At 64.5% G+C, this 24,065-nt stretch carries 21 protein-coding genes; 5 read left to right on the top strand and 16 right to left on the bottom strand.

Annotated elements, in window-relative coordinates; translation table 11 throughout:
* Nucleotides 1-31 precede the first annotated feature (31 nt).
* Both N551_RS0104725 and N551_RS0104720 read right to left on the bottom strand, forming a co-directional pair.
* Nucleotides 32-1,582, bottom strand: a complete 1,551-nt coding sequence (locus tag N551_RS0104725; RefSeq protein ID WP_027565973.1) for an AMP-binding protein — start codon at nt 1,580-1,582, stop codon at nt 32-34.
* 18 nt (nt 1,583-1,600) lie between these two features.
* Nucleotides 1,601-2,755, bottom strand: a complete 1,155-nt coding sequence (locus N551_RS0104720; RefSeq protein ID WP_027565972.1) for an iron-containing alcohol dehydrogenase — start codon at nt 2,753-2,755, stop codon at nt 1,601-1,603.
* Between the two features lie 445 nt (nt 2,756-3,200).
* Between N551_RS0104720 and N551_RS0104710 the strand changes: the two genes are divergently transcribed.
* From N551_RS0104710 to N551_RS0104700, 3 genes are all read left to right on the top strand, one after another.
* On the top strand, nt 3,201-4,418 hold the full coding sequence (locus N551_RS0104710) for an efflux RND transporter periplasmic adaptor subunit (RefSeq protein ID WP_027565971.1): 1,218 nt from the start codon (nt 3,201-3,203) through the stop codon (nt 4,416-4,418).
* Nucleotides 4,415-7,582 carry an efflux RND transporter permease subunit gene (locus N551_RS0104705; RefSeq protein WP_027565970.1) on the top strand — a complete coding sequence of 1,056 codons (3,168 nt, stop codon included), beginning with the start codon at nt 4,415-4,417 and terminating at the stop codon, nt 7,580-7,582. The genes N551_RS0104710 and N551_RS0104705 overlap by 4 nt, the downstream gene beginning before the upstream one ends.
* Nucleotides 7,583-7,867: 285 nt before the next feature.
* A complete protein-coding gene (locus N551_RS0104700) occupies nt 7,868-9,061 on the top strand; it encodes an ABC transporter substrate-binding protein (RefSeq protein WP_027565969.1) in 1,194 nt (397 codons plus the stop codon).
* A gap of 176 nt (nt 9,062-9,237) precedes the next feature.
* Here N551_RS0104700 and N551_RS0104695 read toward each other — a convergent pair whose 3' ends face one another.
* The 4 genes from N551_RS0104695 to N551_RS0104680 all read right to left on the bottom strand — a co-directional run bounded on the left by N551_RS0104695 (nt 9,238) and on the right by N551_RS0104680 (nt 13,904).
* Nucleotides 9,238-9,624: an MAPEG family protein gene (locus tag N551_RS0104695; RefSeq protein WP_027565968.1), complete on the bottom strand. Its 387-nt coding sequence runs from the start codon at nt 9,622-9,624 to the stop codon at nt 9,238-9,240.
* A gap of 95 nt (nt 9,625-9,719) precedes the next feature.
* Nucleotides 9,720-10,802, bottom strand: a complete 1,083-nt coding sequence (locus N551_RS0104690; RefSeq protein ID WP_027565967.1) for a lipocalin-like domain-containing protein — start codon at nt 10,800-10,802, stop codon at nt 9,720-9,722.
* Nucleotides 10,792-13,254, bottom strand: coding sequence for an ABC transporter permease (locus tag N551_RS0104685; protein ID WP_027565966.1), 2,463 nt, complete (start codon nt 13,252-13,254; stop codon nt 10,792-10,794). The genes N551_RS0104690 and N551_RS0104685 overlap by 11 nt, the downstream gene beginning before the upstream one ends.
* Nucleotides 13,251-13,904 (bottom strand): ABC transporter ATP-binding protein, encoded by a 654-nt coding sequence (locus tag N551_RS0104680; RefSeq protein ID WP_027565965.1) that lies wholly within the window; start codon nt 13,902-13,904, stop codon nt 13,251-13,253. Before N551_RS0104680 ends, N551_RS0104685 begins: the two co-directional genes overlap by 4 nt.
* A 145-nt stretch (nt 13,905-14,049) precedes the next feature.
* Between N551_RS0104680 and N551_RS0104675 the strand changes: the two genes are divergently transcribed.
* Nucleotides 14,050-15,408: an MFS transporter gene (locus tag N551_RS0104675; RefSeq protein WP_027565964.1), complete on the top strand. Its 1,359-nt coding sequence runs from the start codon at nt 14,050-14,052 to the stop codon at nt 15,406-15,408.
* Between the two features lie 76 nt (nt 15,409-15,484).
* Here the strand turns inward: N551_RS0104675 and N551_RS0104670 are convergent, their stop codons facing one another.
* The 10 genes from N551_RS0104670 to soxX all read right to left on the bottom strand — a co-directional run bounded on the left by N551_RS0104670 (nt 15,485) and on the right by soxX (nt 23,097).
* Entirely contained in the window at nt 15,485-16,693 is a 1,209-nt protein-coding gene (locus tag N551_RS0104670; protein ID WP_027565963.1) for an MFS transporter, read from the bottom strand.
* 196 nt (nt 16,694-16,889) lie between these two features.
* Nucleotides 16,890-17,063, bottom strand: a complete 174-nt coding sequence (locus tag N551_RS37740) for a hypothetical protein (RefSeq protein ID WP_197031101.1) — start codon at nt 17,061-17,063, stop codon at nt 16,890-16,892.
* An 86-nt stretch (nt 17,064-17,149) separates the two neighbouring features.
* Nucleotides 17,150-18,187: an MBL fold metallo-hydrolase gene (locus tag N551_RS0104660; protein WP_027565962.1), complete on the bottom strand. Its 1,038-nt coding sequence runs from the start codon at nt 18,185-18,187 to the stop codon at nt 17,150-17,152.
* A gap of 272 nt (nt 18,188-18,459) precedes the next feature.
* Nucleotides 18,460-18,918: a hypothetical protein gene (locus N551_RS0104655; RefSeq protein WP_027565961.1), complete on the bottom strand. Its 459-nt coding sequence runs from the start codon at nt 18,916-18,918 to the stop codon at nt 18,460-18,462.
* On the bottom strand, nt 18,915-20,666 hold the full coding sequence (gene soxB, locus N551_RS0104650) for a thiosulfohydrolase SoxB (protein ID WP_027565960.1): 1,752 nt from the start codon (nt 20,664-20,666) through the stop codon (nt 18,915-18,917). The genes N551_RS0104655 and soxB overlap by 4 nt, the downstream gene beginning before the upstream one ends.
* Before the next feature lie 55 nt (nt 20,667-20,721).
* Nucleotides 20,722-21,027, bottom strand: a complete 306-nt coding sequence (locus N551_RS0104645; protein ID WP_027565959.1) for a hypothetical protein — start codon at nt 21,025-21,027, stop codon at nt 20,722-20,724.
* Nucleotides 21,024-21,887 carry a sulfur oxidation c-type cytochrome SoxA gene (gene soxA / locus N551_RS0104640; RefSeq protein ID WP_027565958.1) on the bottom strand — a complete coding sequence of 288 codons (864 nt, stop codon included), beginning with the start codon at nt 21,885-21,887 and terminating at the stop codon, nt 21,024-21,026. Before soxA ends, N551_RS0104645 begins: the two co-directional genes overlap by 4 nt.
* Nucleotides 21,887-22,198: a thiosulfate oxidation carrier complex protein SoxZ gene (gene soxZ / locus N551_RS0104635; RefSeq protein WP_027565957.1), complete on the bottom strand. Its 312-nt coding sequence runs from the start codon at nt 22,196-22,198 to the stop codon at nt 21,887-21,889. The genes soxA and soxZ overlap by 1 nt, the downstream gene beginning before the upstream one ends.
* Before the next feature lie 15 nt (nt 22,199-22,213).
* A complete protein-coding gene (gene soxY, locus N551_RS0104630; protein WP_027565956.1) occupies nt 22,214-22,705 on the bottom strand; it encodes a thiosulfate oxidation carrier protein SoxY in 492 nt (163 codons plus the stop codon).
* 38 nt (nt 22,706-22,743) lie between these two features.
* On the bottom strand, nt 22,744-23,097 hold the full coding sequence (gene soxX, locus N551_RS0104625) for a sulfur oxidation c-type cytochrome SoxX (RefSeq protein ID WP_027565955.1): 354 nt from the start codon (nt 23,095-23,097) through the stop codon (nt 22,744-22,746).
* Between the two features lie 258 nt (nt 23,098-23,355).
* Here soxX and N551_RS0104620 point away from each other — a divergent pair, with 258 nt between their 5' ends.
* On the top strand, nt 23,356-24,027 hold the full coding sequence (locus N551_RS0104620) for a DUF938 domain-containing protein (protein ID WP_027565954.1): 672 nt from the start codon (nt 23,356-23,358) through the stop codon (nt 24,025-24,027).
* Nucleotides 24,028-24,065 lie beyond the last annotated feature (38 nt).

Here is a 24,065-nt window from a genome sequence, read left to right as displayed (position 1 = left end):
CCAAGTGTGTGGCGCGCGTCGGCCAAGCCCCTCACACGATCCTGGACGCCTTGTTCCCCCAATAGCGGTCCCGCAGCAGCCGCTTGTACAGCTTCCCCGTCGGAAGCCGCGGCAACTCCTTCTCGAAATCGACCGAGCGCGGCACCTTCTGCCGCGACAGCGACGCCCCGCAGAACGCGATCAGCTCTGCGGCGAGCGCCTCGCCCGGCACGATGCCGGGTATCGGCTGCACCACCGCCTTCACCTCTTCGCCGAGGTCGGGATTGGGCACGCCGAACACCGCGGCGTCCGCAACCTTTGGATGGGTGATCAATAAATTCTCGCACTCCTGCGGATAGATGTTCACTCCGCCGGAGATGATCATGAAGGTCGCGCGGTCTGTTAGATGAAGGAAGCGGTCCTCGTCGACATAGCCGACGTCGCCGACCGTGCTCATGCTGCCGTCGGTCGATCGCGCTTCCTTGGTCTTCTCCGGGTCGTTGAAATATTCAAAGGGCGAGGCCGTCTTGAACCAGACCTGTCCTGGCGTGCCGGTGGGGCATGGTTTCATGGTCTCGTCGAGAATATGGAGCTCGCCGAGCAGCACCTTGCCGACGGTGCCGCGATGGGCGAGCCATTCCGCGCTGTCGCAGGCGGTGAAGCCAAGGCCTTCGGTCGCGCCGTAATATTCGTGGATGATCGGTCCCCACCATTTGATCATGTCGTCCTTCACCAGGGCCGGGCAGGGGGCGGCGGCATGGATCGCGATCTCGAGCGAGGAGAGGTCATAGTGCTTTCGCGCCTCCTCCGGCAGCTTGAGCATGCGCGAGAACATCGTCGGCACCAACTGGGTATGAGTGATACCCCACCGCTCGACCAGCTGGAGGTACCGCTCGGGATCGAAATTCTCCATGATGATGACGGTGCCGCCCATCCGGATCGTGAGGTTCACGGCGGCCTGCGGCGCCGAATGATAGAGCGGCGCCGGCGAGAGGTAGATCATCCCCTCGCGGTATTGCCAAAGCTTGGTCAGGAAATCGAACAACGGCAGATTGTGCTTTGGCGGCTCCTCCGGAAGGGGTCGCAGAATCCCTTTTGGCCGTCCCGTCGTGCCCGATGAATACAGCATGGCGGTGCCGAGCCATTCGTCCGGGATCGGCGTCTTCGGCAGATTGGCGGTCACCTCGGTGAGGCCGACGATGCGCTCGCTCTCGCCCGGGCCGTCGGCGACGATGCACAGTTTGATGTCGGGGCAGACCTTGATCGCCTCACGCGCGATCTCAAGCTTCGCAACCGACGTGATCAGGATTTTCGACTGGCTGTTGACCAGGAGATAAGCGAGCTCGCCCGGCGTCAGGAACGAGTTGATGCAGGTGTAGTAGAGGCCGCAGCGCTCGCCCGCGCCGCAGGCTTCGAGGTAGCGCGAATTGTTCTCCATGAAGATCGAATAATGGTCGAGCCGCTTCAAGCCGTGCTTGCGGAACAAATGCGCCAGCCGATTGCTGCGCGCATCGAGCTCGCGATAGGTGACGGCCTCGCCAGTCGCCGCCATGATGAAGGCGGGCTGGAGCGGGCGCAGGCGGGCATGCTGACCTGGGTACATCGGTCCTCCGGCTTTAGATTATGCGGCAAGAAGCAGGATTTCGCGCACCTGCGCGGGGCCGTCGATCTTGCGCGGGTTGCGCGGAATCCAGTTCGTGCGCATCGCAGCGTCCGCGATGGCGTCGAAATGCTCCGGCGAGACGCGTACATCGGCGAGGCTGCGCGGCATGCCGAGCGAGCGGATGAAGGCATCCAGCACATCGGCCGCCTTGTGACCCGGAAAGCCCATTGCAGCCGCGACGATCATCTGGCGCTCGGCATTGTCGGGCGCATTCCAGCGCATTACGGCCGGCAGCATGATGCAGGAGGTGTAGCCATGCGGCACGTCGAAGGCTGCACCCAGCACGTAGCCGATGCCGTGGCTCGCCCCCATCGGCACGCCGGCGGCGAGCGCGCCCATCGACAGCCAGGTGCCGATCTGCGCATCCATGCGCGCGTCGAGATCGCCAGGGTCGGCCTTCACTCGCGGCAGCGCGTCGGCGAGCATGGCGAGGCCCTTCACCGACTGCGCGTCGGCATAGGGATGCGTTTCGCGCGAGCAGATCGCCTCGACGCAATGATCGATGGCGCGGATGCCGGTCGAGAGGAACAGCCATTCCGGCGTGTGCACGGTGATGGCAGGATCGAGGATGGTCGCGCGCGGAACGCTGAGCGGATGCCGCAGCATCTGTTTCACATGGGCGGTGCGGTCGGTGACGCCTGCGATCGAGCTGAACTCACCGCCGGCGATCGTGGTCGGGATGCTGATCTGACGCACGGTCGGCGCATTCATCTCGGGCGCGACGCCCTTGTGCACGCGGATACGCTCGATGCCGTCGACATCGTCGATGCCGTTGGCGAGGCAGAGCTGCACCGCCTTGGCCCCGTCGGTGATCGAGCCGCCGCCCACGGTGACGATCAGGTCGGCGCCCGCGTCGCGCGCCGCATTGGTGGCGGCGATCACCGCCTCCCGCGGGGTGTGCGCCGGCATGGCATCGAAGACGCCCGCGCAATTTGTGCCCAGGGCCTGTTTGATCTTCGTGATTTCGTCGGTCTGGCGGTTGAGCGTCCCCGAGACCATCAGGAAGGCGCGGCGCGTCCCCAGCCGGTCCATCTGCGCGACCACGGCTTCGGCCGCGGGAGGGCCGAACACGACTTCCTCGATCGCGCCGTAAACGACACGTCCCTGATGCACGCCTGTCCCTCCCCGGACAATTCGTCTTGTTCTTGTGGGGGGTAGTCTAACCGCGCTGGCGGCATTCGTCATGCGCGAAGACGCTGGCCGAGAGGTCGTCATGCCCGGGCTTGTCCCGCCTGCACGGCCGAAGCCGCTTCGGCGAGGCGAAGGCCCGGGCATCCACGTTCTTTGCGCCACGGGGCAAGACGTGGATGGCCGGGACATGCCCGGCCATGACGCTGTGGAAGCGCTAATGCCCCAAGCTTTTTGTCAGATGCAATAGCTCTCGCCGCAGGCGGGGAGAGGCGAAGAAGGATCTGTCAACCCATCATCCGGCTAGGGCATCTCGCCGAGCCTTGCGCGCGCTTTGGTCTTGAAGAGTTCACCATTGCGACCCATCTTGTGGCGCCCGCGGGTACAGGCGTACCCTGCTATTTCCGCGGTTTTTATGCGAGGACCTGGGATGACTGGACCGGACGGAAGCGAGCAGTTTGTCAAAAGGCACGATTTCGTTTCGCCTCGACCTCGCGTGATCGCGGGGCTTCTCGCCGCGGCATTCGGTCTTGCGGGCTGTGGACAGCCGACCCCGCAAGCGGCCGCCCCGCCGCCCGCGCCGGTGACCGTCGCCCAGCCGGTCAAGCGCACCGTCACCGATTGGGACGAGTTCACCGGCCGCTTCGAGGCGATGGAGGAGGTGCAGGTCCGCCCGCGCGTCGGTGGGTTTGTCAACTCTGTCGAATTCCAGGATGGCGCCATCGTTCGTCAGGGCGATCTGCTCTATGTCATCGACCCACGTCCGTTCGAGGCGGTGGCCACGCAGGCGGAGGGGCAGCTTTCCGATGCGCGTGCCAAGGTGGAGCTTGCAAAGCGGGAGCTCGATCGCGGTTTGAGCCTGGTGCAGACCAGCGCCGTCTCCGAGCAGGTTGTCGATCAGCGCCGGCAGGCCTTGCAGGCCGCGCATGCTGCCGAAACACAGGCCGAGGGTGCGCTCAAAGTCGCCAAGCTCAATATCGAATTCACGCATGTGACGGCGCCGCTGACCGGCCGCGTCAGCCGCCATCTCGTCAGCCCTGGCAATCTCGTGCAGGGCAGCGATACCGGAACGTCGACGCTGCTCACCTCGATCGTGACGCTCGACCCGATCTATATCTATTTCGACATGGATGAGGCGACCTTCATCAAATACAGCAAGCTGTGGTTCGAAGGCCGCCGCCCGAGCTCGCGCGATACGGCGAACCCGGTGCAGGTGACGCTCGCCGGCGAGACGAAACCATCCCGTGAAGGCAGCATCAATTTCCTCGACAACCGCCTCGATGTCTCCACCGGCACGCTGCGCAGCCGCGCCGTGATCAAGAACACCGATCTGTCGATCCTGCCGGGTCAGTTCGGTCGCGTCCGCCTGATCGGCAGCGCGCCATATGAGGCGCTGCTGATTCCCGACGTCGCGGTTGCGACCGACCAGTCGCGCAAGATCGTGTTCGTGGTGAAGCCGGACGACACTGTCGAGGCGCGTCCCGTGACGCTAGGGCCGCTCGATGACGGCTTGCGCGTGATCCGCGAAGGGCTGAAGGCTGATGACCGCGTCATCGTCAACGGCATCCAGCGCGCCCGTGTCGGCGCGAAGGTCGCCCCGCAGACTGCGCCAGCACCAGCCGGTGGCAAGCCCGGTGACAAGTCATGAATCTTGGCCGCCTCTCCATCAATCAGCCCATTCTCGCGATGGTGCTGTCGATCGTGCTGCTGATCGTCGGCGCGCTCGCGTACACCACGCTGCCTGTCTCCGAATATCCGCAAGTGGTGCCGCCGACCGTCGTCGTCACCACGCAATATCCTGGCGCCTCCGCGCAGACCGTGTCCGACACGGTTGCAGCTCCCATCGAGCAGGAGATCAACGGCGTCGAGGACATGCTGTATCTCTACAGCCAGGCGACCTCGAACGGCCAGCTCACCATCACCGTCACCTTCAAGCTTGGCACCGATCTCGACAAGGCCCAGGTGCTGGTGCAGAACCGCGTCGCGATCGCGCAGCCGCGTTTGCCTGAAGAGGTTCAGCGCAACGGCGTCACCACACGCAAGAACTCGCCCGACATTCTGATGGTCGTGTTCATGCTGTCGCCCGACGACACTTTCGACCAGCTCTACATCTCCAACTACGCGCTGCTCCAGGTCCGCGACCAGCTGCTGCGGATCGACGGCGTCGGCGACATCCAGATCTTCGGCGCACGCGATTATTCGATGCGGCTATGGCTCGATCCTGACCGGATCGCCAATCTCGGCCTGACGTCGGCCGAAGTGCTCGCCGCGATCCGTGCGCAGAACGTGCAGATCGCGGGCGGCCAGATCGCCGAGCCGCCGATCGCGGATCGCGCTTTCCAGCCGAACCTCACCTTTACCGGGCGATTGAAAGACCAGAAGCAGTTCGAGGACATCCTGATCAAGGCCGGCTCCGACGGCCGCACGGTGCGCCTGCGCGACGTCGCCCGTATCGAGCTCGGTGCTCTCGCCTACTCCACCAACAGCTTCCTGCTGCGCAAGTCGGCGGTCGCCATGCTGGTGACGCAGCGGCCGGGATCGAACGCGCTCGCGACCGCGAAGAACATTTCGGACACGATGACGAAGCTGAAGGAGACCTTTCCGAAGGGCCTCGACTTCAATATCGGCTACAACCCGACCGAGTTCATCGCGCAGTCCGTCCATGAGCTGATCAAGACCATCTACGAGGCCATGTTGCTCGTGGTCATCGTGGTTCTAGTGTTCCTGCAAGGGTGGCGACCCGCGATCATTCCGATTATCGCGATCCCGGTTTCGCTGGTCGGCACCTTCGCGGTGATGGCGGCGCTCGGCTTCTCCATCAACAACCTCACGCTGTTCGGCCTCGTTCTCGCCGTCGGCATCGTGGTCGACGACGCCATCGTGGTGGTCGAGAATGTCGAGCGGCATCTCGAGCATGGCATGAGCCGGCGCGATGCCGCGCTGAAGACCATGGAGGAGGTCGGCGGCGCACTGGTGTCGATCGCGCTGGTGCTCTGCGCGGTGTTCGTTCCGACTGCGTTTCTGGGCGGCATATCCGGGCAATTCTTCCAGCAATTCGCCGTCACCATTGCGGTCGCGACCGCAATCTCCTGCTTCTGCTCGTTGACGCTATCGCCGGCGCTGGCCTCGCTTCTCCTCGTCCCGCACGAGGAGAAGCAGCCGCCGGCGCGCTGGAATATCCTTGCACGCGGCTGGAACGCTTTTACGGGCGTCTTTAACCGCGTGTTCGACCGTCTGGCGCATGGCTATGCGGGCCTCGCCAATTTCGTGATTCGGCATTCGGCGGTGATGATCCTGATCTACGTCGTGCTGATCGGCAGCGCCGGCTGGCTGATCGCCACCACGTCGCAAGGCTTCATTCCGGCGCAGGACCGCGGCTACGTCATCATCTCCGTGCAATTGCCGGGCGCCGCTTCGCTGGCACGCACCACCGAGGTCGTGCGCGAGATCGAGCGGATCGCGCTGGATACGCCGGGTATCATCCGCGTCGCCGCTTTCGCCGGCTTCTCCGGCGCGACGCGGACGCAGGCCGGCAACGCGGCGGCGCTCTTCCCGGTGTTCGACGAGCCCGAGGCGCGGATCAAGAAGGGATTGTCTGCGAACGCCATCACGGTCGAGCTGCGCAAACGCCTGGCCGCGATTCAGGGTGCCTTCATCATCGTGATTCCGCCGCCGGCCGTGCCCGGCATCGGCACCGGTGGCGGCTTCACCATCCGCATCCAGGACCGCCAGGGCCGTGGGCCGGAGATGCTCGCCGCAGCTACTGACGAGCTTGTCGCCGCGGCGCGCAAATCGCCCTCGCTGCTCGCTCCCTCCGTGTTCTCTCCGTTCTCGGCCAATACGCCGCAGCTCTTCGTCGACATCGACCGCACCAAGGCGCAGAAGCTCGGCGTTCCCATCGCCGGCATCAACGACACGATCCAGACCTATTTCGGATCGACCTATGTCAACGACTTCAACCTGTTCGGTCGCACCTATCACGTCACCGCACAGGCGGACTTCCCGTTCCGGAAAGAGCCGAGCGACCTGTCGCGCCTGCGCACGCGGAACGCCTCCGGCGACATGGTGATGCTCGGCAGCGTGGTCGAGTTCAAGGACGTCTCGGGCCCCGACCGCGTTGCGCGCTACAATCTCTATGCGGCGTCCGAATTGCAGGGCGAGCCGGCGCCGGGCACCAGCTCGACCACCGCGCTCAACACCATCAAGAAGCTCGCCGACGATACCCTGCCGAGCGGCTTCACCTTCGAATGGACCGACCTGTCGTACCAGCAGATCACGGGCGGCAATGCGGGTCTCTACGTGTTCCCGATCTGCGTGCTGTTCGTCTATCTCGTGCTCGCTGCGCAATATGGCAGCTGGACCTTGCCGTTCGCGGTGATCCTGATCGTGCCGATGTGCCTGTTGGCCGCCACCATCGGAGTGCGCATCATGGGGCAGGACGTCAACATCCTCACCCAGATCGGTTTCGTCGTGCTGGTGGGGCTGGCGGCAAAGAACGCGATCCTGATCGTCGAGTTCGCCCGCGACATCGAGAAGGAAGGCAAGCCGCGGCTGGAGGCCGTGATCGACGCCTGCCGCCTGCGCCTGCGGCCGATCCTGATGACGTCCTTCGCCTTCATTCTCGGCGTGCTGCCGCTGGTGATCTCGTCCGGCTCCGGTTCGGAGATGCGGCAAGCCGTCGGTGTCGCCGTGTTCTTCGGCATGATCGGCGTCACCCTGTTCGGGCTGTTGTTCACGCCGATCTTCTACGTGGTGGTGAGGAACCTGGCCGAGGGGAAGAACGAGGGGAAGCCGAAGGCGGTGGCTCCATAAGTATCAGTGGCAGCAACCGACGCTCCAATATTCACGCTGTCGTCCCGGCGAAGGCCGAGACCCATAACCACCGAACGTGGTTTGGCGAAGACTCGTCGTTCGGTGCTCCTGCCGGATGCAACCGATGGATTCCGCGGTATGGGTCCCGGCGTTCGCCGGGACGACAGCATTGGGTTGGACGCCGATCTTTCCTACTAACGGCCTAGGCCGAAATGGATGGGCACCGCCGGGGTTCTTCACTAGTATCCGCGCGATTTCAAAACAGAAAACTGCTGGGAGCAACCTATGAAATCAGCACTTTTGGCCGCTGTCGCAATTTCGGCCTTGCTGCTGGCCGCGCCGGCCTCTGCGCAAGGCGTCAAGATCGGTATCCTCAACGACCAGTCCGGCGTCTACGCCGATTACGGCGGCAAATGGTCGGTCGAGGCAGCCAGGATGGCGATCGAGGATTTCGGCGGCGAGGTGCTGGGCCAGAAGGTGGAACTCGTCACCGCCGACCACCAGAACAAGCCGGATCTCGCGACCTCCATCGCGCGGCGCTGGTACGATGTCGAGAACGTCGACATGATCACGGAGCTGACGACCTCATCGGTCGCGCTCGCGATCCACGAGCTCTCCAAGGAAAAGAAGAAGATCGACATCGTGGTTGGCGCTGCGACCTCGCGCCTCACCGGCGATGCCTGCCAGCCCTATGGTTTCCACTGGGCCTATGACACCCGCGCGCTCGGCGTCGGCACCGGCGGCTCGCTGACCAAGGCCGGCGGCGACAGCTGGTTCTTCCTCACTGCGGACTATGCCTTCGGCTACGCGCTGGAGAAGGACACCAGCGAGATCGTCACCGCCAATGGCGGCAAGGTGCTCGGTTCGGTGCGCGTGCCGCTCAACTCCTCGGACTTCTCCTCCTTCCTGCTCCAGGCGCAGAGCTCGAAGGCGAAGATCGTCGGCCTTGCCAATGCCGGCCTCGACACCACCAACTCGATCAAGCAGGCGTCCGAGTTCGGCATCGTCTCCGGTGGCCAGAAGCTCGCGGGCCTCTTGATGACGCTCGCCGAAGTGAACGGTCTCGGCTTGCAGGCCGCGCAAGGCCTGGTGCTGACCGAGGGCTATTACTGGGACATCAACGACCGCACCCGCAATCTCGGCGAACGCTTTCTCAAGCGCACCGGCCGGATGCCGAACATGATCCAGGCCGGCACCTATTCGGCGACGCTGAGCTATCTCAAGGCGGTCAAGGCCGCTGGCACCAAGGATCCGGATGCGGTCGCCAAGAAGCTGAAGGAGTTGCCGGTCGACGACGACTTCGCGCAAGGCGGCAAGGTGCTCGAGAACGGCCGCATGGTCCACGACATGTATCTGTTCGAGGTCAAGAAGCCCTCCGAATCGAAGAAGCCCTGGGACTATTACAAGCAGCTCGCGGTCGTTCCCGGCGAGAAGGCGTTCTTCACGGCCAAGGAGAGCGGCTGTCCGCTGACGAAGTAGGGCCAGGACCGCGCCAATAACTCCGATGTCGTCCCGGCGAAAGCCGGGACCCATAACCCCAGGGAGAAGTTGTGGGCGCGAACTGGTAACTCCGAGTCATCGTCAAACCACATCCCGTGGTTATTGGTCCCGGCCTTCGCCGGGACGACTCTGAGTGTGTGGCGGTTGCCCGCCCCTCACACCAGCCGCAGCACCACCGCGCCCAACGCCCCCGCCCACAGCGCAATCGCCGCGACCCCCTGGATCATGAAGCCCGGGCCGCGTTTTGCGGCGGCCTTCGAATAGCCGATGAAATAGACAATGCGGCCGATGATCCAGACCGCGCCGATGCCGGCCGCGATGGCGTCGCCGATATAGATCGCGAACAGCCACAGCGCCGGCAGGACGATCGGCATCCATTCCAGCGTGTTCATCTGAATGCGAAACGCGCGCTCGAAATCCGGATGGCCTGACGTGGCCGGCACCTTGACACCGGTCCTGGTCCGCGCCCGCGAGACATTGATGCAGGTGAAGAAATAAAATGCGATCGCCAGCAGCGTGACGAGGGCGGTGAGACGATACATCGTTGGTTTCCCCAAAGCGTTTTCGAGCGAAGACGACACCCGGTCCGCGTAGAGAAAAACGCGTCAAAACGAGGATCTAGACAGGTCGCGCTTCTTCAATACCCGGTCAGCTCGAGATAGCCAACGCCGTCATGCGTGCCGGCAAAGCTGATCGGCCCTTCCCAATAGGAAAAACCGGTCCCCATCCAGGCCTTCGGATTGAGCGGCTTGCAGGAAATCGAGAACGACCGCGAGGGAATCGCGATCTGCCATTCCACCGGCAGCTTGTGTCCCGCGACCTCGGCGGTTGCCTTCGGACTCATCTGGATGTCGTCGCCCGCAATCATGTGCGTGTCGCCGGCGGCGGAGATCCAGTTCCCGAACGGATGATTCTGGCCGTCCTTCTGGCGCAGCCGGTACAGCATCAGCTTGTCGCCGGATGACAGGTGCAGCGAGAGCCAGTCCCATCCGGTCTGGTCGGTGTCGAGCGGCTGGCTGCTCCATTCGCGGTCCATCCAGGCCTGGCCGGAAACATCGACCGGCCGGTCGTCGATGGTGAGCGTGCCGCGGGCGCGATAGAACGGCTGGCTGTAATAGTAGGAGGCCTGCCCGCGCTCCGACTTGCGGCTGTAGCCGCCATCGCCCTGCAACACCACGGGACGATCGGCCTCCAACGTCAGCGCATAACTGAAGTCGGCACCTGAGGCCTTCAGCGTCAGCGGCGCCAGGGTGCGATCCTCGGTGCGCTCAGCCCCCGTCATCTCCCAATCGTCGATCCAGACCGCAAACGGTTTCGCCGTGACGCCGGCCTGCCCCACGCCGCCGCGGGAAAACAACTCGTTGAAGCGGTGGGTGTCGGCGCCCGTCACCGCGGCGTGGGCCATCCACACCTGTCGATTGGCCCAGCCCTCGCCTTGCGGTCCCGGCTGCGTCGCCTGGCGGAACAGCGTCCATTGCAGGCCGCAAGCCGCGCCGGTGCTATCGATGAGATTCGCCGTGAGATACCACCATTCGATGCGAAACTCCGGATGCGGCCCGTGATCGGCCGGAAAGGCGAACGTCTTCCCGGGCGTGACCTTCGCAAAGCCATCGGCGGTCTCGCCGAGTCCGGCATAGCCTTGCGCGCCCGCACGGCGTGCAAGCGCGATCGCAGCGATACCGCCAAATAGAGCGCGCCGTGAGATCCTGTCAGCGCTCATTGGCAAACACCTTGACGAGGTTCGCCGGCTGCATCCGCGCCAGCCGTATCATCGGCAGCAGCGCGGCAAGCAACGAGGCGACCAGCGCGACTGCGACCAGCTCGACCAGTTGCAGCGGAAACACGTGGAATGGCAGTCGCCAGCCGAACGCCTTTACGTTGACGATCGCGATCAGGCACCACGCCACCAGCAGCCCGAGCGGCACGGCCAGGAGCGAGGTGAACAGCGCGACCGACAGCGTCTTGGTCAATTCGATCGCGGCGAGGCGCGGCCGCGTGATGCCGATCGCCCAGAGCGGCGCGAGCTGCGGCAGGCGCGAGTTCGCCAGCGTGAGAAGGCTGGTCAGCAGCGCGATCCCGGCGACGCCGAGCGTAAACGCGTTCAGCGCCGACGTCACCGCAAAGGTGCGATTGAAGATCCGGATCGACTCCGCCTTCACCGTCGCCTGGTCGGCAACGCTGCGGTCGTCGAGCGCAAACTGCTTCTGCAGCGCAGCGATCAGGCCGGGGATATTCTCCTTCGCGACAATGAGGCCGATGCGCGTTTGCGGCGTCTGCGGAAATTGCCGGATCAGCGCTGCGACATTCACTGCAAGCTGGCCCTTGGGATTGCCGTAGTCGGCATAGATGCCGACGATGTCGAGCTCCCAGGTCCCGCCCGGCGCCGGGACGTCAACGACGTCGCCGACGCGGACGTTGAGGCGGCGGCTCAGCTGCTCGCTGATGAACGCGGCATTGCCGGGTATGAGCTGGGTCCAGGCACGGGGCGCGGCTTCGAGCAGTGGCCAGCGCTCGCGATAGAGTGCGTGATCGGGCAGGCCGAGCAGCTCGACCGGCTGGCCCTGCACCTGTGCCTCGGCGCGTCCGCCCGACAGGATCGCCTGGACATCACCGCGCTCCTTCAGCCAGTTGCGGATTGCGACACCTTTCGCATTGTCGGAGGCGCTGATGTAGACGTCGGCCGCGAGCCGCCCGTCGAGCCAGCCGATGAAGGTGCGGCTGAACGTTTCCACCATGGTGGACACTCCGACATTGACGGCGAGCGCGAGCAGCAGCGCCATCAGCGCCAGCGACAAACCCGAGAGCTGCTGCCGGCTGTCCGCCCAGAACCACAGCGCGAGCGGTTTTCGCGCGAAACGCTGCCCGGTCCGCAGGATGATGTCGAGGAAGGCCGGCAGGATCAACGCGGCGCCGAGCATCAGCGCCGCCAGCACGCCAAAGCCCGCGATCAACGATTGCCCGTACTGGAGCAGCAACAGCGCGACCGCGAACACGGCGCAGGCAGCTCCGCTTTGCAGGATCAGCCAGCGGCGCTGCCGCTGTTGCCAGGCGCGCGGCTGCGCGGTCGCCAGCACCGGCATCCTGACGGCCTTGATCAGGCTGGTCACCGCGGCAACAAGCGCGCCCACAATGCTGATGCCGATCCCGGCGAGCCACCATTCGGGACGCAAGCTGAGCTGCCCCGGAATCTGCGCGCCATAGAGTCCACGCAAGGACGCCGCGACGTCGGGCAAGAGCGCGGCCGCGATGAAATAGCCGCAGGCAAGCCCGATCAGGCCTGCGACCAGCGACAGCGCCACGAGCTCGACCACCAGCACGGTGTTGACCAGCCGCGCCGAGGCACCGCAAGCCCGCAAGGTGCGGAGCATCGGCAGCCGCTGCTCGAAGGCGAGGCCGACGGCGGAATTGACGATGAAAAGACCGACGAAGAACGACAGCAGGCCGAACGCGGTGAGGTTGAGATGAAAGCTGTCGGTGAGGCGCTCCAGCTCGGTCTCGGCATTCGGTTCGACCCGCTGCAAGCGGTCGCCGACGACGCTCGCCAATGGCGCGGGCTTGCCCTTCGGTTTGCCGATCAGAAGTCGCGAGATCTGGTCCGGCTTGTTGAGGAGCCGCTGCGCCACGCCGATGTCGACGACGAGCACGTCGGGCACCAGCTGCGGCTGCACGCGCAGTGGTGGCAGTTTTGCGCCGCTGCTGATCGCTGGTGCCGCGCCTTCCTGCTCCTGCAAATCGTTCAGCGTCTCCCGTGCCACCAGCGTCTGGCCCGGCGGCGCGACGAAGTTGCTCAGATCGGCGGCGCCGAGGCGCGGTGCGTTGCCGACATCGACCGGCAGCGTCACGGGCTCGATGCCGAGCAGCCGGACCGAGCGCCCGTTGACCTGGACCCGGCCCTCCAGCATCGGCGAGACCGGCCAGCCGGCGCGACGGAGCTTGACGAACAATTCCTGCGGAAAGGTCGCGGCATCGGGCGCGACCAGCATCGGCGTGCGCGCGCCGCCGAAGGTTGCCGCGGCGCGGTCATAGGCGTTGCGGGCCTGCTGGTTGATCGCCTGCACGCCGCTCCACAACGCGGTCGCCGCGATCAGCCCGATCAGGAGCGTCGCGAACTGCATCTTGTGGCGCCGCCAATGGCTGAGCAGCACGGCGAGGACCCAGAGCGCGCGCCTCATGCGATCCGCCCGGCATGCAGGTTGACGTGGCGATCGAGTGCCGCGGCCAGATGCAGGCTGTGCGTCACCATCAGAAAGCCGCAGCCGGTGCGCGTGACGAGGTCGCGCGTCAGCGCCAGCACGTCCTCGGCAGTGGCTTCGTCGAGATTGCCGGTCGGCTCGTCCGCCAGCAGCAACGACGGCTTTATCGCCAGGGCCCGGCCGATCGCGACCCGTTGCTGCTGGCCGCCTGACAATTGTTCTGGATAACGCTTGAGCAGGCCGCCAAGCCCGAGACGCTCGATCAGCTCCTTGTACCAAGCTGCGTCGTAGCGGTCGGCGATCCGTGCCTGAAAGACCAGATTATCCCCGACCGACAGACTCGGGATCAAATTGTACTGTTGAAACACCAGGCCGATCCGGTCGCGCCGCAGGCCCGCGCGTCCCGCATCGGACAATTTGGTGACCTCGGTGTCTTCCAGTCGGATCGTGCCGCCATCGGCGGCATCGAGCCCTGCGATCAGGTGCAACAGCGTGCTCTTGCCGCTGCCGGACTCGCCGGTCAGCGCGACGCGTTCGCCGGCCTTGAGGTCGAGATCGACGCCACGCAGCACATGGACCGGCTCACCGGCCGAAGAGAACGTCTTGGAGAGGTTTCGGATGCTCAGCACGATGAATGGCGCCGGACGGAATTAGCGGAATTGCTGCGTAGCACACTTGCTGCGGAAATGCCGGGTTGCGTTGGTCTTGAAGCCGTTGTTAGCTCCTAAGAGGACCAAATCAAAAAAGTGCCAAAAAGGGACGACGGGGAGAACGATGAGCGCTCAGGCAACGCAGCCCGCGGCGGGCAAGATGACGGGGATGTCCAAGGAAACGTCCAAGAAAACGTCCGAGGAAACGCCAAAGGGTGCCTGGACCGTTACATTTCTCCTGTTTCTTTTCATGCTGGTGAACTTCGCAGACAAGATCGTCGTCGGTCTCGCGGGCGTTCCGATCATGACCGAGCTGAAGCTCGAGCCCGAGCAGTTCGGTCTGCTCGGCTCGTCGTTCTTCTTCCTGTTCTCGATCTCGGCGATCGTGGTCGGCTTCATCGTCAACAAGGTACCGACCCGCTGGGTGCTGTTGACGCTCGCGGTGATCTGGGCGCTGACGCAGTTTCCGATGGTCGGCACCGTCTCTTTCACCACGCTCCTGATCTGCCGCATCGTGCTCGGCGCGGGCGAAGGCCCGGCGGCCTCGGTGGCGATGCACGCAGTCTACAAATGGTTCCCTGACGAGAAGCGCACGATGCCGACCGCAATCCTGTCGCAAGGTTCGGCCTTTGGCGTGATCCTGGCGGTCCCGGCGCTGAACTGGATCATCGTCAATCATTCCTGGCACTATGCGTTCGGCGCGCTTGGAATCGTCGGCCTGATCTGGGTCGCCGCCTGGCTCGCACTCGGCAAGGAAGGCCCGCTGGACACCCACGCATCGGCCGTGATCGAGCCGAAAATACCCTATCTCCAGCTCCTGACATCGCGCACCTTCATCGGCTGCGTGACCGCGACCTTCGGCGCCTATTGGGCGCTGTCGCTCGGGCTCACCTGGTTCACGCCCTTCATCGTCAAGGGCCTCGGCTTCTCGCAGTCTCAGGCCGGCTTCGTCTCGATTCTTCCCTGGGTGTTCGGGGCGACCATCGTCATTCTCACGGGCTGGATCTCGCAGGTGATGCTGGCACGCGGCTACACGTCGCGGATCTCCCGCGGCGTGCTCGGCTCGGTGCCGCTGATCGTCGGCGGCCTGATCCTCGCGATGATGCCGCACGTCCAAGGCGCCGGCCTTCAGATCGCCCTGCTCGTGGTCGGCTCGGGCCTGTGCGGCGCGATCTACGTCGTTTGCCCGCCCATGCTTGGCGAGTTCACGCCGACGTCGCAGCGCGGCGCGGTTCTCGCGATCTACGGTGCGCTCTATACGCTTTCGGGCATCATCGCGCCGCTGGTGATGGGCAGCGTGATCCAGCGTGCCGGCAGCATGCTCGACGGCTACATGACCGGCTTCACCATCAACGCCGCGATCATGATCGGCTCCGGCCTCCTCGGGCTGCTCCTGCTCTGGCCCAACACGGAAAAGGCCAGGCTGACCGGTGGAGCTACGCCGCAGGCCGCGCCGCTGAAGAGCGCGGTGTCGCCGACGTAAGGGGCGGGCTCCGCCAAACCCAATTACAATCGTCGTTCTGGCCTGGCGCGCAATTGCGCTCCAGGCCGGGACACGATTAGGTTTGCGGCCGCCGCTTCCGCTCCGTGAACGGCGACAGCACCACCGTCGCGAGCATGAAGATCACGGACGCCCCGAACACCCAATGCGGCGCGCTCTGGTCCATGATCCAGCCGAACAGCAGCGGGCTGACGATGCCGCCGAGATTGAAGCCGGTGGAGACGATGCCGAAGGCGCGGCCGGCCGCGCCGGGAGGTGCTGCATTGCGCACCAGCATGTCGCGCGAGGGCGCGATCACGCCGGAGAGGAATCCCGCGGTCGCCATCGTGGCGATCAGCGCCCAGCCCGGCAGCGTGACCAGCGCGATCAGCAGCACGATCGCCGCGTTCGCGGCAAAGCAGGCGGCGGCGACATAGCCGTGGCGCTCGGTGTGGTCGGCAAGGAAGCCGCCCGCGAGCACGCCGGCGGCGCTTGCACCGAGGAAGGCGGTGAGCGCGACGTTGGCCGCGGAATAGGTGACGCCATAGCCACTCATCAGCGCTACCACGCCGAAATTGTTGATGCCGGCGACCGACAGGCTGAGCAGCATGAACAGCGCCGTCAGCGTGATCAGCGCCGGCGTGATCACGGCTTGTTTAGGTGCGTTCTCGGTGCCCGGCTTGGTCTTGTGCGCGCCGGCATCGGGAATGTTCATCGTCACCAGCAACAGCGCGACCAGAACGCCGATCGCGCCCGATGCGATCAGCGCACCGGCGCCGCCGGACACGATGACCATCGCGGCGACGATCGCGGGCGCCACCGCGCCGCCGAAATAGCCGGCAAAAGTATGGATCGAGAAGGCGCGGCCCATCCGCGCTTCGTCCATGTGCGCGGCAAGGATGGCGTAATCGGCGGGATGGTAGACGCTGTTGGCGAGCCCAAGCAGCACGGCGCAGGCGATCAGCGAGGCGTAGCTGAGATGCAGGCCGAGCAGGATCAGCGCGAAGCCGCCGAGGGTGAGACCGCCCAGCAGGATCCGTCGCGCGCCAAAATGGTCGACGAGATAGCCGGTCGGCGCCTGCGTCAGCCCCGACACCACGGCCGACACGGTGAGCGCAAAGCCGAGCTCGACATAGCCGACGCCGAGTTGATTCTTGAGGAACGGAAACAGCATCGGCAGGACCAGCAGATGGAAATGGCTGACCCAATGCGCGATCGAGATTCCCGTCAGCGTGCGTAGCGCGCTGTCCGCCTTGCCTTGCTGCGGTGCGGCGAGAACGTCGACCATTGCAGTTCCGTTTTATGTCCTTTGGAGACGCGCAAACTATCGGGCAGAGCGGTTATTTGTCCATGAACGCAGGCCCATGGCTGGTAGTGGGGGCGGGGCGAGAGGGGGTCATGAGAATGGCGAGGACGGTGGCTCCACATTGTCGTCCTGGCTTTCGCCAGGACGACAGTTGAGAGCGTGGCAAGAGCCGAGCCCCTCAAAACGGCTCGTCATCCGGCCCGTAGCGGTCGCGCTTCGGGGTCGCCATGTCGCCGTCCTCGTAATCATCGTCGTCGGTGTCGAGCGGAGGCGGAGGCTTCTTCGCCTTGTCTTTTGCTGGCGTGTCGTCCGCAATTTTCGGCGGCGCGCTCGGCTTGCCGATCTTGGCCATGGCTGGTCCCGGATGGTGATGCTGCATCCGTCTAGCCTGAATATATGGGCAGCTGCTGATTTATCTCAAGAACGGCGGCAAGACGGTCAGTGCACCACCGGCCCGCCGGCCTTCTTCCAGGCATCGATGCCGCCGGCGATGTGGGCGGTGTTAGTGAGCCCGGCCTCCTTGGCGGCGGCGACCGCCATCGCAGAGCGTTCGCCGAAGGCGCAGAAGAACACGACGCGGCGGCCGGTGGCGGCCGCGACCTCGCGCAGCATGCCGCCGGGCTTGAGGCTGTCCTCAACGGACGGATAGGGCGTATGCAGCGCGCCTTCAAGCATGCCGTGCTTCATCCGCTCGTTGGTCTCGCGCAAATCGACCAGCAGGATATCGGGACGGCCGAGGCTGCGGATCGCCTCGACGGCGCGGAGCGCGCGGCCCTCTTTCTCCAGCTCCTCCTGGTGCAGGCCGACATGCATGTTGGCGGGCACCGCGACGTCCATCATCTTCGGATTGGGCAGCTTCAGATTGGCCATCAGCTCGATATAGTCGTCGACCGAGCGCACCTGGAGCCGCGGATTGTAGCGCTTCTCCTCGCCGATGGTGGAGACGGTGTCGCCCTTGTAGTCATGCGCCGGGAACACCATGGTCTCGTCCGGCAGCTTGAGCAGGCGGTTGAAGATCGAGTCGTATTGCGCGCGCGACGAGCCGTTCTGGAAATCGGTGCGGCCGGTGCCGCGGATCAGCAGCGTGTCGCCGGTGAAGACGCGGTCGCCCATCAAATAGGAATAGGAATCGTCGGTGTGGCCGGGCGTGTACATCACGTCGAGCGCCAGGCCCTCGATCGTCACCTTGTCGCCGTCGGCGACCCGCATCGCCACCACGTCGGCCTTGGTCTGGTCGCCCATCACGGTCATGCAATGGGTGCGGTCGCGCAGCTCGCCGAGGCCGGTGACGTGGTCGGCGTGCAGATGGGTGTCGACGGCCTTAACCAGCTTGAGGTCGAGCTCGCGCAGCAGCTGGCAGTAGCGGTCGACCTTCTCCAGTACGGGATCGAGGATCAGCGCCTCGCCGCCGGGGCGGCTCGCCAGGAGATAGCTGTAGGTGCCCGAAACACTGTCGAAGAGCTGGCGGAAGATCATGGCAAGGCCCGGCGTGAATTACCCGGAGATTCTACTACATTTCGGGCTCACAAGAGAAGCAATTCACTGTGTAAGCAAGAAAATTTGGAAGATTTTTATTCCTGTGAGGGGCGAGTGGGTGTCACCTGGCCACCGCTGTCATTCCCCGCGAAGGCGGGGAATCCAGTACGCCGCGCCCCTTCCGTACCCCTCGCCGTCTCGGAGTACTGGATCGCCCGCCTTCGCGGGCGATGACACCGGCTGTGCCGCGACGCCTTGCCCCGACAAAAGGCTCAGGGCCTCACCAATGTGTACCCGTTCTCGCTGAGAAACAGGATCTGCCCGACCCCGACCTGCACCGGCGTGGCGGCGGGGATGAACTCCGGCCGCTTGCCGGTCTCCCGCTCGATCGTGTCGACGGTGTTGAGGCAGATGTCGAAGCGTACGCCTTGCGCGATCAGGCTTTCGACCTGCTTGCGGCGCTCGCTGCCTGACAACAGGAGATCGATGCCGGGACCGAACGCCACCACCTCGATCGCGACTTTGTCGGGGTCGTAGGCCTTCAGCAAATTGTTGGCGACGCTGAGCACCAGAGCCTGCTTCCTGGCATCGCCATCGGAGAGCTGCAGCACGATCTTGTGCTCGGCGAAGGGCTTGTCCTGGAGCGGCACCTGCTGCGCAAAAGCGTGCGGCATCGCCGCCCAGGCGAACAGCGCCAGCAGCATCGCGGATAGGGTTTGCGACCGCATCATCCCTGTCCTGCAATGCCCGGATTACCCTCGACGCCCTTTAGCGTGACGCCGGAGCCGAGCCGCTCCTGAAACATCCGGCCCGAGCGCAGATATTTTGCCACCACATCCCACACCGGCGCGCCTTGCTGGCTGTTGACCGAGGCCCAGCCCGCGACCTTGTAACGGTGGCTGGCACTGAGCGCCTTGCCGCCATTGAGCTTCAGCTCCGAGATGCGGCCGCCGATCGGCGCTGTCGGCATGCAGGTGTAGCTGAGCCCGCCGGCGCGCACCATGTCGCCGCCCTGCTGGTAATAGGGATCGGTGTTGAAGAGATTGTCGCAGACGTCTTCCAGCACGTCCTTGATCTGGGCTCCGGTCATCTCCTGCACATAGGTCTCGGGATAGCTGATCGCGGTTTCCGCGAGCAAATCCTCCATCGTCAGCGCCTGGCCGGAGAGCCCGGTGACGCCCCAGCGGAAGCCCGGCGACAGCGCGATCTCGGCGTTGAGCTCGGTGCGCAGCGCGCTGCAGATCAGCTCGTCGACTGGGCCGGCGAAATTGTCGCGGCGATACAGCAGGCGATCGGGCGTCGCGATCTTCTCCAACCAGTCGGTGACGAAGGGCGCCCGCAACCGGCCGATCAGTTCCGCCATTGCGGGATCGGGCTTCAACAGCTCGGAATAGACCGGCAGCAGATGATATTTGACGTCGCCGACCTTGCCCTTGTCGAGCGCGAGATCGAGCACGGCAAGGAATTTTCCGTTGGAGCCGGCATTGGTGACCAGCGTCGTCCCGCTCGCATTTTTCACTGCGATGGGCTGCGGGATCGCATCATGGGTATGGCCGCCGAGGATGACGTCGATGCCGGTGACGCGGCTTGCGAGCTTGAGGTCGACGTCCATGCCGTTGTGCGACAGCAGGATGACCGCATCGACCTTGTCGGCGCCGCGCAAGCCGTCGACATGCTTCTGGAGTTCCTCCTCGCGGATGCCGAAGGTCCAGTCCGGCGTGAACCGTTTGGGATGCGCGATCGGCACGTAAGGGAAGGCCTGGCCGACGATCGCGACGCGATGGCCGCCGAGCTCCTTGATCACGGAGGGCTTGAACACGCGCCCCGTCGCCTTGTCGAAGGCGGCGGCGTCGTTGAATGCCGCTTCCTCGGTCAGGAAAACGTTCTGCGCCAGAAACTCGCCCTTGAAGCGCGCGAGATTGTCGCGCAGCGCCTGCTCGCCGTAGGTGAATTCCCAATGCCCGGTCATCGCCTCGATACCGAGCAGGTTTGCGGCCTCGACCATGTCGCGGCCCTGCATGATGTTGGCGAGTCCCGAGCCCTGCCAGAGGTCGCCGCCGTCAACGAGCACGGAGTGTTTTTCGCCGACATCGCCGCGCAAGCGGTCGATCAGCGTCTTCAGATGGGCGAAGCCGCCGAGCTTGCCGAAGCGGCCTGCGGACTTCTCGAACTCGAAGCAGCTGAAGGCATAGGCGTCCGCGCTGTCGGGCCTGATGGCGAAACGGTCGAGGAAGGCGCGCCCGACCAGATGCGGCGGCCGTCCGGCCATCTCGCCGATCCCGATATTGACGCTGGGCTCGCGAAAATAGACCGGATTGAGTTGCGCATGCGTGTCGGTGAGGTGAAGGATGCGCGCATTGCCGAACCGTTCGAGGTCGTAAATGCTCGCGGCCTCAGCACCGCGCGCAAGCCGTGGCAGGCTGAGCGATGCGGCAGCAAGGCCTGCATTCTTCAGGAAATCGCGGCGGCGGATCGCCATCCAGAAATTCTCCGCGCCCTCTCATGGCCGCAAGGCTGTTGCACAAGCGAACAGTCTAGCGGATTTCCATCGCCTTCCAGGCTTCTTTTTCGGAAATCGCCTGGAAGATCGACGCCTTCGCCAGCGCCTCGGCCTCCCTGGCTGCAGCCACGGCGCGGTCGAAATCGCCGCCATCGGCCGCCTTCTTCGCGGCGGCCAGCGCCGAGACGGTCACGGTCCATTGGTGGCGCAAGCCGGCAGCCTCCTTCGCGGCAGCTTCGGCGGCGGAATAGGCGGTCTTGTAGTCTGCCTCATTTGCCGCGTGGGCCGCCGGCGCGAGGCTCAGGGCAAGCAGCATGGCGAGAGCAAGTGACCGCTTCATGGCCGCGCTCCCGGTCCCGATATCGGCAGGCCATTGGCGACGTAGGACAGGAAATATTCGACGTCGCGATATTCATCCGCCTGCGGCTCCAGCGGAACCGCGCGGGTCTGGCTGTTGCAGGTGACGAAGCGGCGGCTGGTCGTTCCCATGCCGCTCCATTCGGAGCGGTAGATCGGCATCGCGTTCAGAATGCCGAGCGCCGGCGCCAGGATCTCGGCGCGGATGCGCTCGCCCGGGCTCTGCACATGGCAGCTCGCGCAGGAGAAGTTCAACTGGCCGCGGCGGGTGTAGAAATAGCGCTTGCCGTTCTCCAAGGCCGCGAGCGCGCGCGGATCGTCGGGGATCTTGATGTCCATCGGCTTGCCGCGCGAGGTGAAGGCCATGTAGGCGGTGAGCGAGGCCATCTCGTCCTTGACGTAGGAATAGGGCGCCTCGCCATTGGCCTCGCGGCAGCGGTTGAGCGCCAGCTCCAGCGTGACGACCTTGCCGTCCTTCTCGTCGAAATAAGGATAGTTCTGGCGGATGCCGATGCCGCCGTTCGGGAAACAGTCGGCATAGGTCTTGCCGTTCTTGAACGGGGTGGCGAACATCTCCTTGCCGGCGTCGAGCGCGAACTCGTAGGGCGGGAATTCCTCCTTCTCCTGCCACTGCCGCTTCATGTCCTCGTTCATGGAATAAGGACCGTTGACGAAGTCCTCGTGCTTCACGGTCGGGAACTTCTGAAAGAAGAAGTTCTGGAACGCCTTGGCATCGGCGACGGGATCGACCTTGTCGGCCGCCACCACGCGCGGAGAGGTGAGGGCCAACGCGACGAGCGCGGCGCTCAACGAACCAAGCAGGATGGAGGTGCGGGCCTTCATCACGAGATCTTCGCGGTGGTGGTGTCCGACGTACCCTTGTTATCGGTCCAGGAGACCTTGAGATCGTCGCCCTTCTTGGCGCCCTTGAAGCTGAACTTGACGTAGGGGTCCTTCGAGACCGCGGTGCCCCAATCGGCAACGAAGACGTCCTTGCCGTTACATTCGAATTTCAGCTGCTGGATGTAATGCGCCGGGATCAGCTCGCCCTTGGCGTCCTTGACGAAGCCGGTATCCATCGGGTGCTGGATCAGCGCCTGCACCTCGGTGATATCGCCGTTGGCGGTGGCGCGAACGCGAATGCTGGATGCCATATCGGTCTTCCTCGCTTAGCCGCCGCAACCGCCGACGGTGACCTTGACCTCTTTGGTCGCGCTGTAGAGCTTGCCGTCGGCCTCCACGATCGCGACCACGTTGGTGGTCTTGGCCATCTTCAGCCGGTTGGCGACAGCAGGGATCGTGCCTTCGGGAATCCTGTAGGACGCGGCCAGCGCGCTGGGATTTTCGGCCACGAAGAACGAGATCGAGCTGACCTTGTCGAGCGTCGTCGTCACCGAGATCGGCACCACGCCGCCGTTCTCGGCGATCTCAGGGGCGTCCAGCTTGACCTTGTCGGACGGCTCGGCGGTTTTGCCGTAGAGCGCCTTGATGGCGTCCGCCTCGCTCTTCTGCCTGAAGGCCTCTTCCGGATATTTGTCGTTGGCCGCGGCGCGCGCGGGCGCGGCGCCGAACGGCAGATTGCCGAGGCCGAGCAACGCGACCGAAGCTGCGCCCTGAAGGATCAGGCGCCGCGTCGCGCTTGGGCCGGTGAGTATGGTCATCTCGGGTCTCCCAACCAAATCTCGTGGCGTGCCTGAAGTCACAGGGTCTGCAGGAAATCAACGATCGCGCTGATCTCCTGTTCGGTTAAAATCCGGTTCCGGCCGAACGGCGGCATCATCGTCTGCGGATTGCGCTTGGTCTCGTCGAAGATGATCGCGGCCAGCTCGTTGCGATCAGGGTACTTGGCCTTGAGGTCCTTCAGTTCCGGCCCGATCGTTCCCGGCAGGTCGCCACCCTTGATCACGTGGCAGGTCAGGCAATTGCCCTTGCCGCGGTCGAAAGCGAGTTTCTGGCCGTCGGCCACAGCGGACTGCGCCCACGCCGGGCTGGCGAGGCCGGCGGCAATGACCAGCAAGATGAACAGAACGGGCGTCCGGGAAAGGGCGGTCAAGGCGTCATTCCGAGGCGTTGTATCGATGGTCTCGATCGCGAAATAGAAGCGTTCCAAAGCACAAAGGGCACCGCCTGACAATCAAGACTATGCACGCGACAAAATGAAGTTAATATCTTCCCCATTGCAACTAATGAGATTATTTGTTCAGCCGATTTGGCTCGAGAGTTAAGAGCCGTGGCGCGGGCGGGCTGTTTCCTGAGCGTTTGGGCGCTCATCCTGTTTTCAATGCGTTCTCGTTTTTCAAGGGGACCTCACTTGGCTGAATATGTCGTCGAATTCGGCAGGGATGGCGGTCGGGTCGAGTCCGACGGGCGGCTCGACGCACCGGCATTTCATCGCAATCACGAGCCGCTCTGGGCGGCACTCGAAAAGCATCTCGCCGGCTGCACCGGCAACGTGGTCGAGCTCGGCAGCGGAACCGGCCAGCACGTGGTCTACTTCGCCCGGCACACGCCCGGCCTGATCTGGTGGCCCAGCGATCTCAACCAGCGCCACCTCAAGAGCATCGAGGCCTGGCGCGTTCATTCAGGCCTGAAAAACATCCGCTCGCCGCTGCGGATCGATCTCACCGATCCCGATTGGTGCCCGGAGATGAAAAGCGGGCAGGCGCCGTCAAGTCTTGCCGCGTTGTTCTGCGCCAATGTCATCCACATCGCGCCATGGAGCGTCGCCGAGGGCCTGTTCGCCGGCGCCGGCCGCTATTTGCGAGCCGACGGCAAGCTGTTCCTCTACGGCCCGTTCAAGCGCGGCGGCAAGCACATCGCGCTCAGCAATGCCGTGTTCGACACGTCGTTGCGTGAAGGCAATCCCGACTGGGGCGTGCGTGATATCGCCGACGTCGAGGCGCTCGCGCGCGGCGCAGGTCTTCGCCTCGTCGATACGATCGACATGCCCGCGAATAATCTGACCTTGGTATTCGCGCGTTAAGCCGCAACGGCGATGCGCTCCCTCTCCCGCAAGCGGGC

This window comes from Bradyrhizobium sp. URHA0013, from assembly GCF_000518345.1.
Lineage (GTDB): Bacteria > Pseudomonadota > Alphaproteobacteria > Rhizobiales > Xanthobacteraceae > Bradyrhizobium.
This window is presented reverse-complemented; position numbering and strand designations above follow the sequence as displayed.

Coding starts and splice junctions, on each gene's coding strand:
- N551_RS0104725 (WP_027565973.1), bottom strand. CDS start 1,582: ATGTACCCAGGTCAGCATGCCCGCCTGCGCCCGCTCCAGCCCGCCTTC.
- N551_RS0104710 (WP_027565971.1), top strand. CDS start 3,201: ATGACTGGACCGGACGGAAGCGAGCAGTTTGTCAAAAGGCACGATTTC.
- N551_RS0104705 (WP_027565970.1), top strand. CDS start 4,415: ATGAATCTTGGCCGCCTCTCCATCAATCAGCCCATTCTCGCGATGGTG.
- N551_RS0104700 (WP_027565969.1), top strand. CDS start 7,868: ATGAAATCAGCACTTTTGGCCGCTGTCGCAATTTCGGCCTTGCTGCTG.
- N551_RS0104695 (WP_027565968.1), bottom strand. CDS start 9,624: ATGTATCGTCTCACCGCCCTCGTCACGCTGCTGGCGATCGCATTTTAT.
- N551_RS0104690 (WP_027565967.1), bottom strand. CDS start 10,802: ATGAGCGCTGACAGGATCTCACGGCGCGCTCTATTTGGCGGTATCGCT.
- N551_RS0104685 (WP_027565966.1), bottom strand. CDS start 13,254: ATGAGGCGCGCGCTCTGGGTCCTCGCCGTGCTGCTCAGCCATTGGCGG.
- N551_RS0104675 (WP_027565964.1), top strand. CDS start 14,050: ATGAGCGCTCAGGCAACGCAGCCCGCGGCGGGCAAGATGACGGGGATG.
- N551_RS0104670 (WP_027565963.1), bottom strand. CDS start 16,693: ATGGTCGACGTTCTCGCCGCACCGCAGCAAGGCAAGGCGGACAGCGCG.
- N551_RS37740 (WP_197031101.1), bottom strand. CDS start 17,063: ATGGCCAAGATCGGCAAGCCGAGCGCGCCGCCGAAAATTGCGGACGAC.
- N551_RS0104660 (WP_027565962.1), bottom strand. CDS start 18,187: ATGATCTTCCGCCAGCTCTTCGACAGTGTTTCGGGCACCTACAGCTAT.
- N551_RS0104655 (WP_027565961.1), bottom strand. CDS start 18,918: ATGATGCGGTCGCAAACCCTATCCGCGATGCTGCTGGCGCTGTTCGCC.
- soxB (WP_027565960.1), bottom strand. CDS start 20,666: ATGGCGATCCGCCGCCGCGATTTCCTGAAGAATGCAGGCCTTGCTGCC.
- N551_RS0104645 (WP_027565959.1), bottom strand. CDS start 21,027: ATGAAGCGGTCACTTGCTCTCGCCATGCTGCTTGCCCTGAGCCTCGCG.
- soxA (WP_027565958.1), bottom strand. CDS start 21,887: ATGAAGGCCCGCACCTCCATCCTGCTTGGTTCGTTGAGCGCCGCGCTC.
- soxZ (WP_027565957.1), bottom strand. CDS start 22,198: ATGGCATCCAGCATTCGCGTTCGCGCCACCGCCAACGGCGATATCACC.
- soxY (WP_027565956.1), bottom strand. CDS start 22,705: ATGACCATACTCACCGGCCCAAGCGCGACGCGGCGCCTGATCCTTCAG.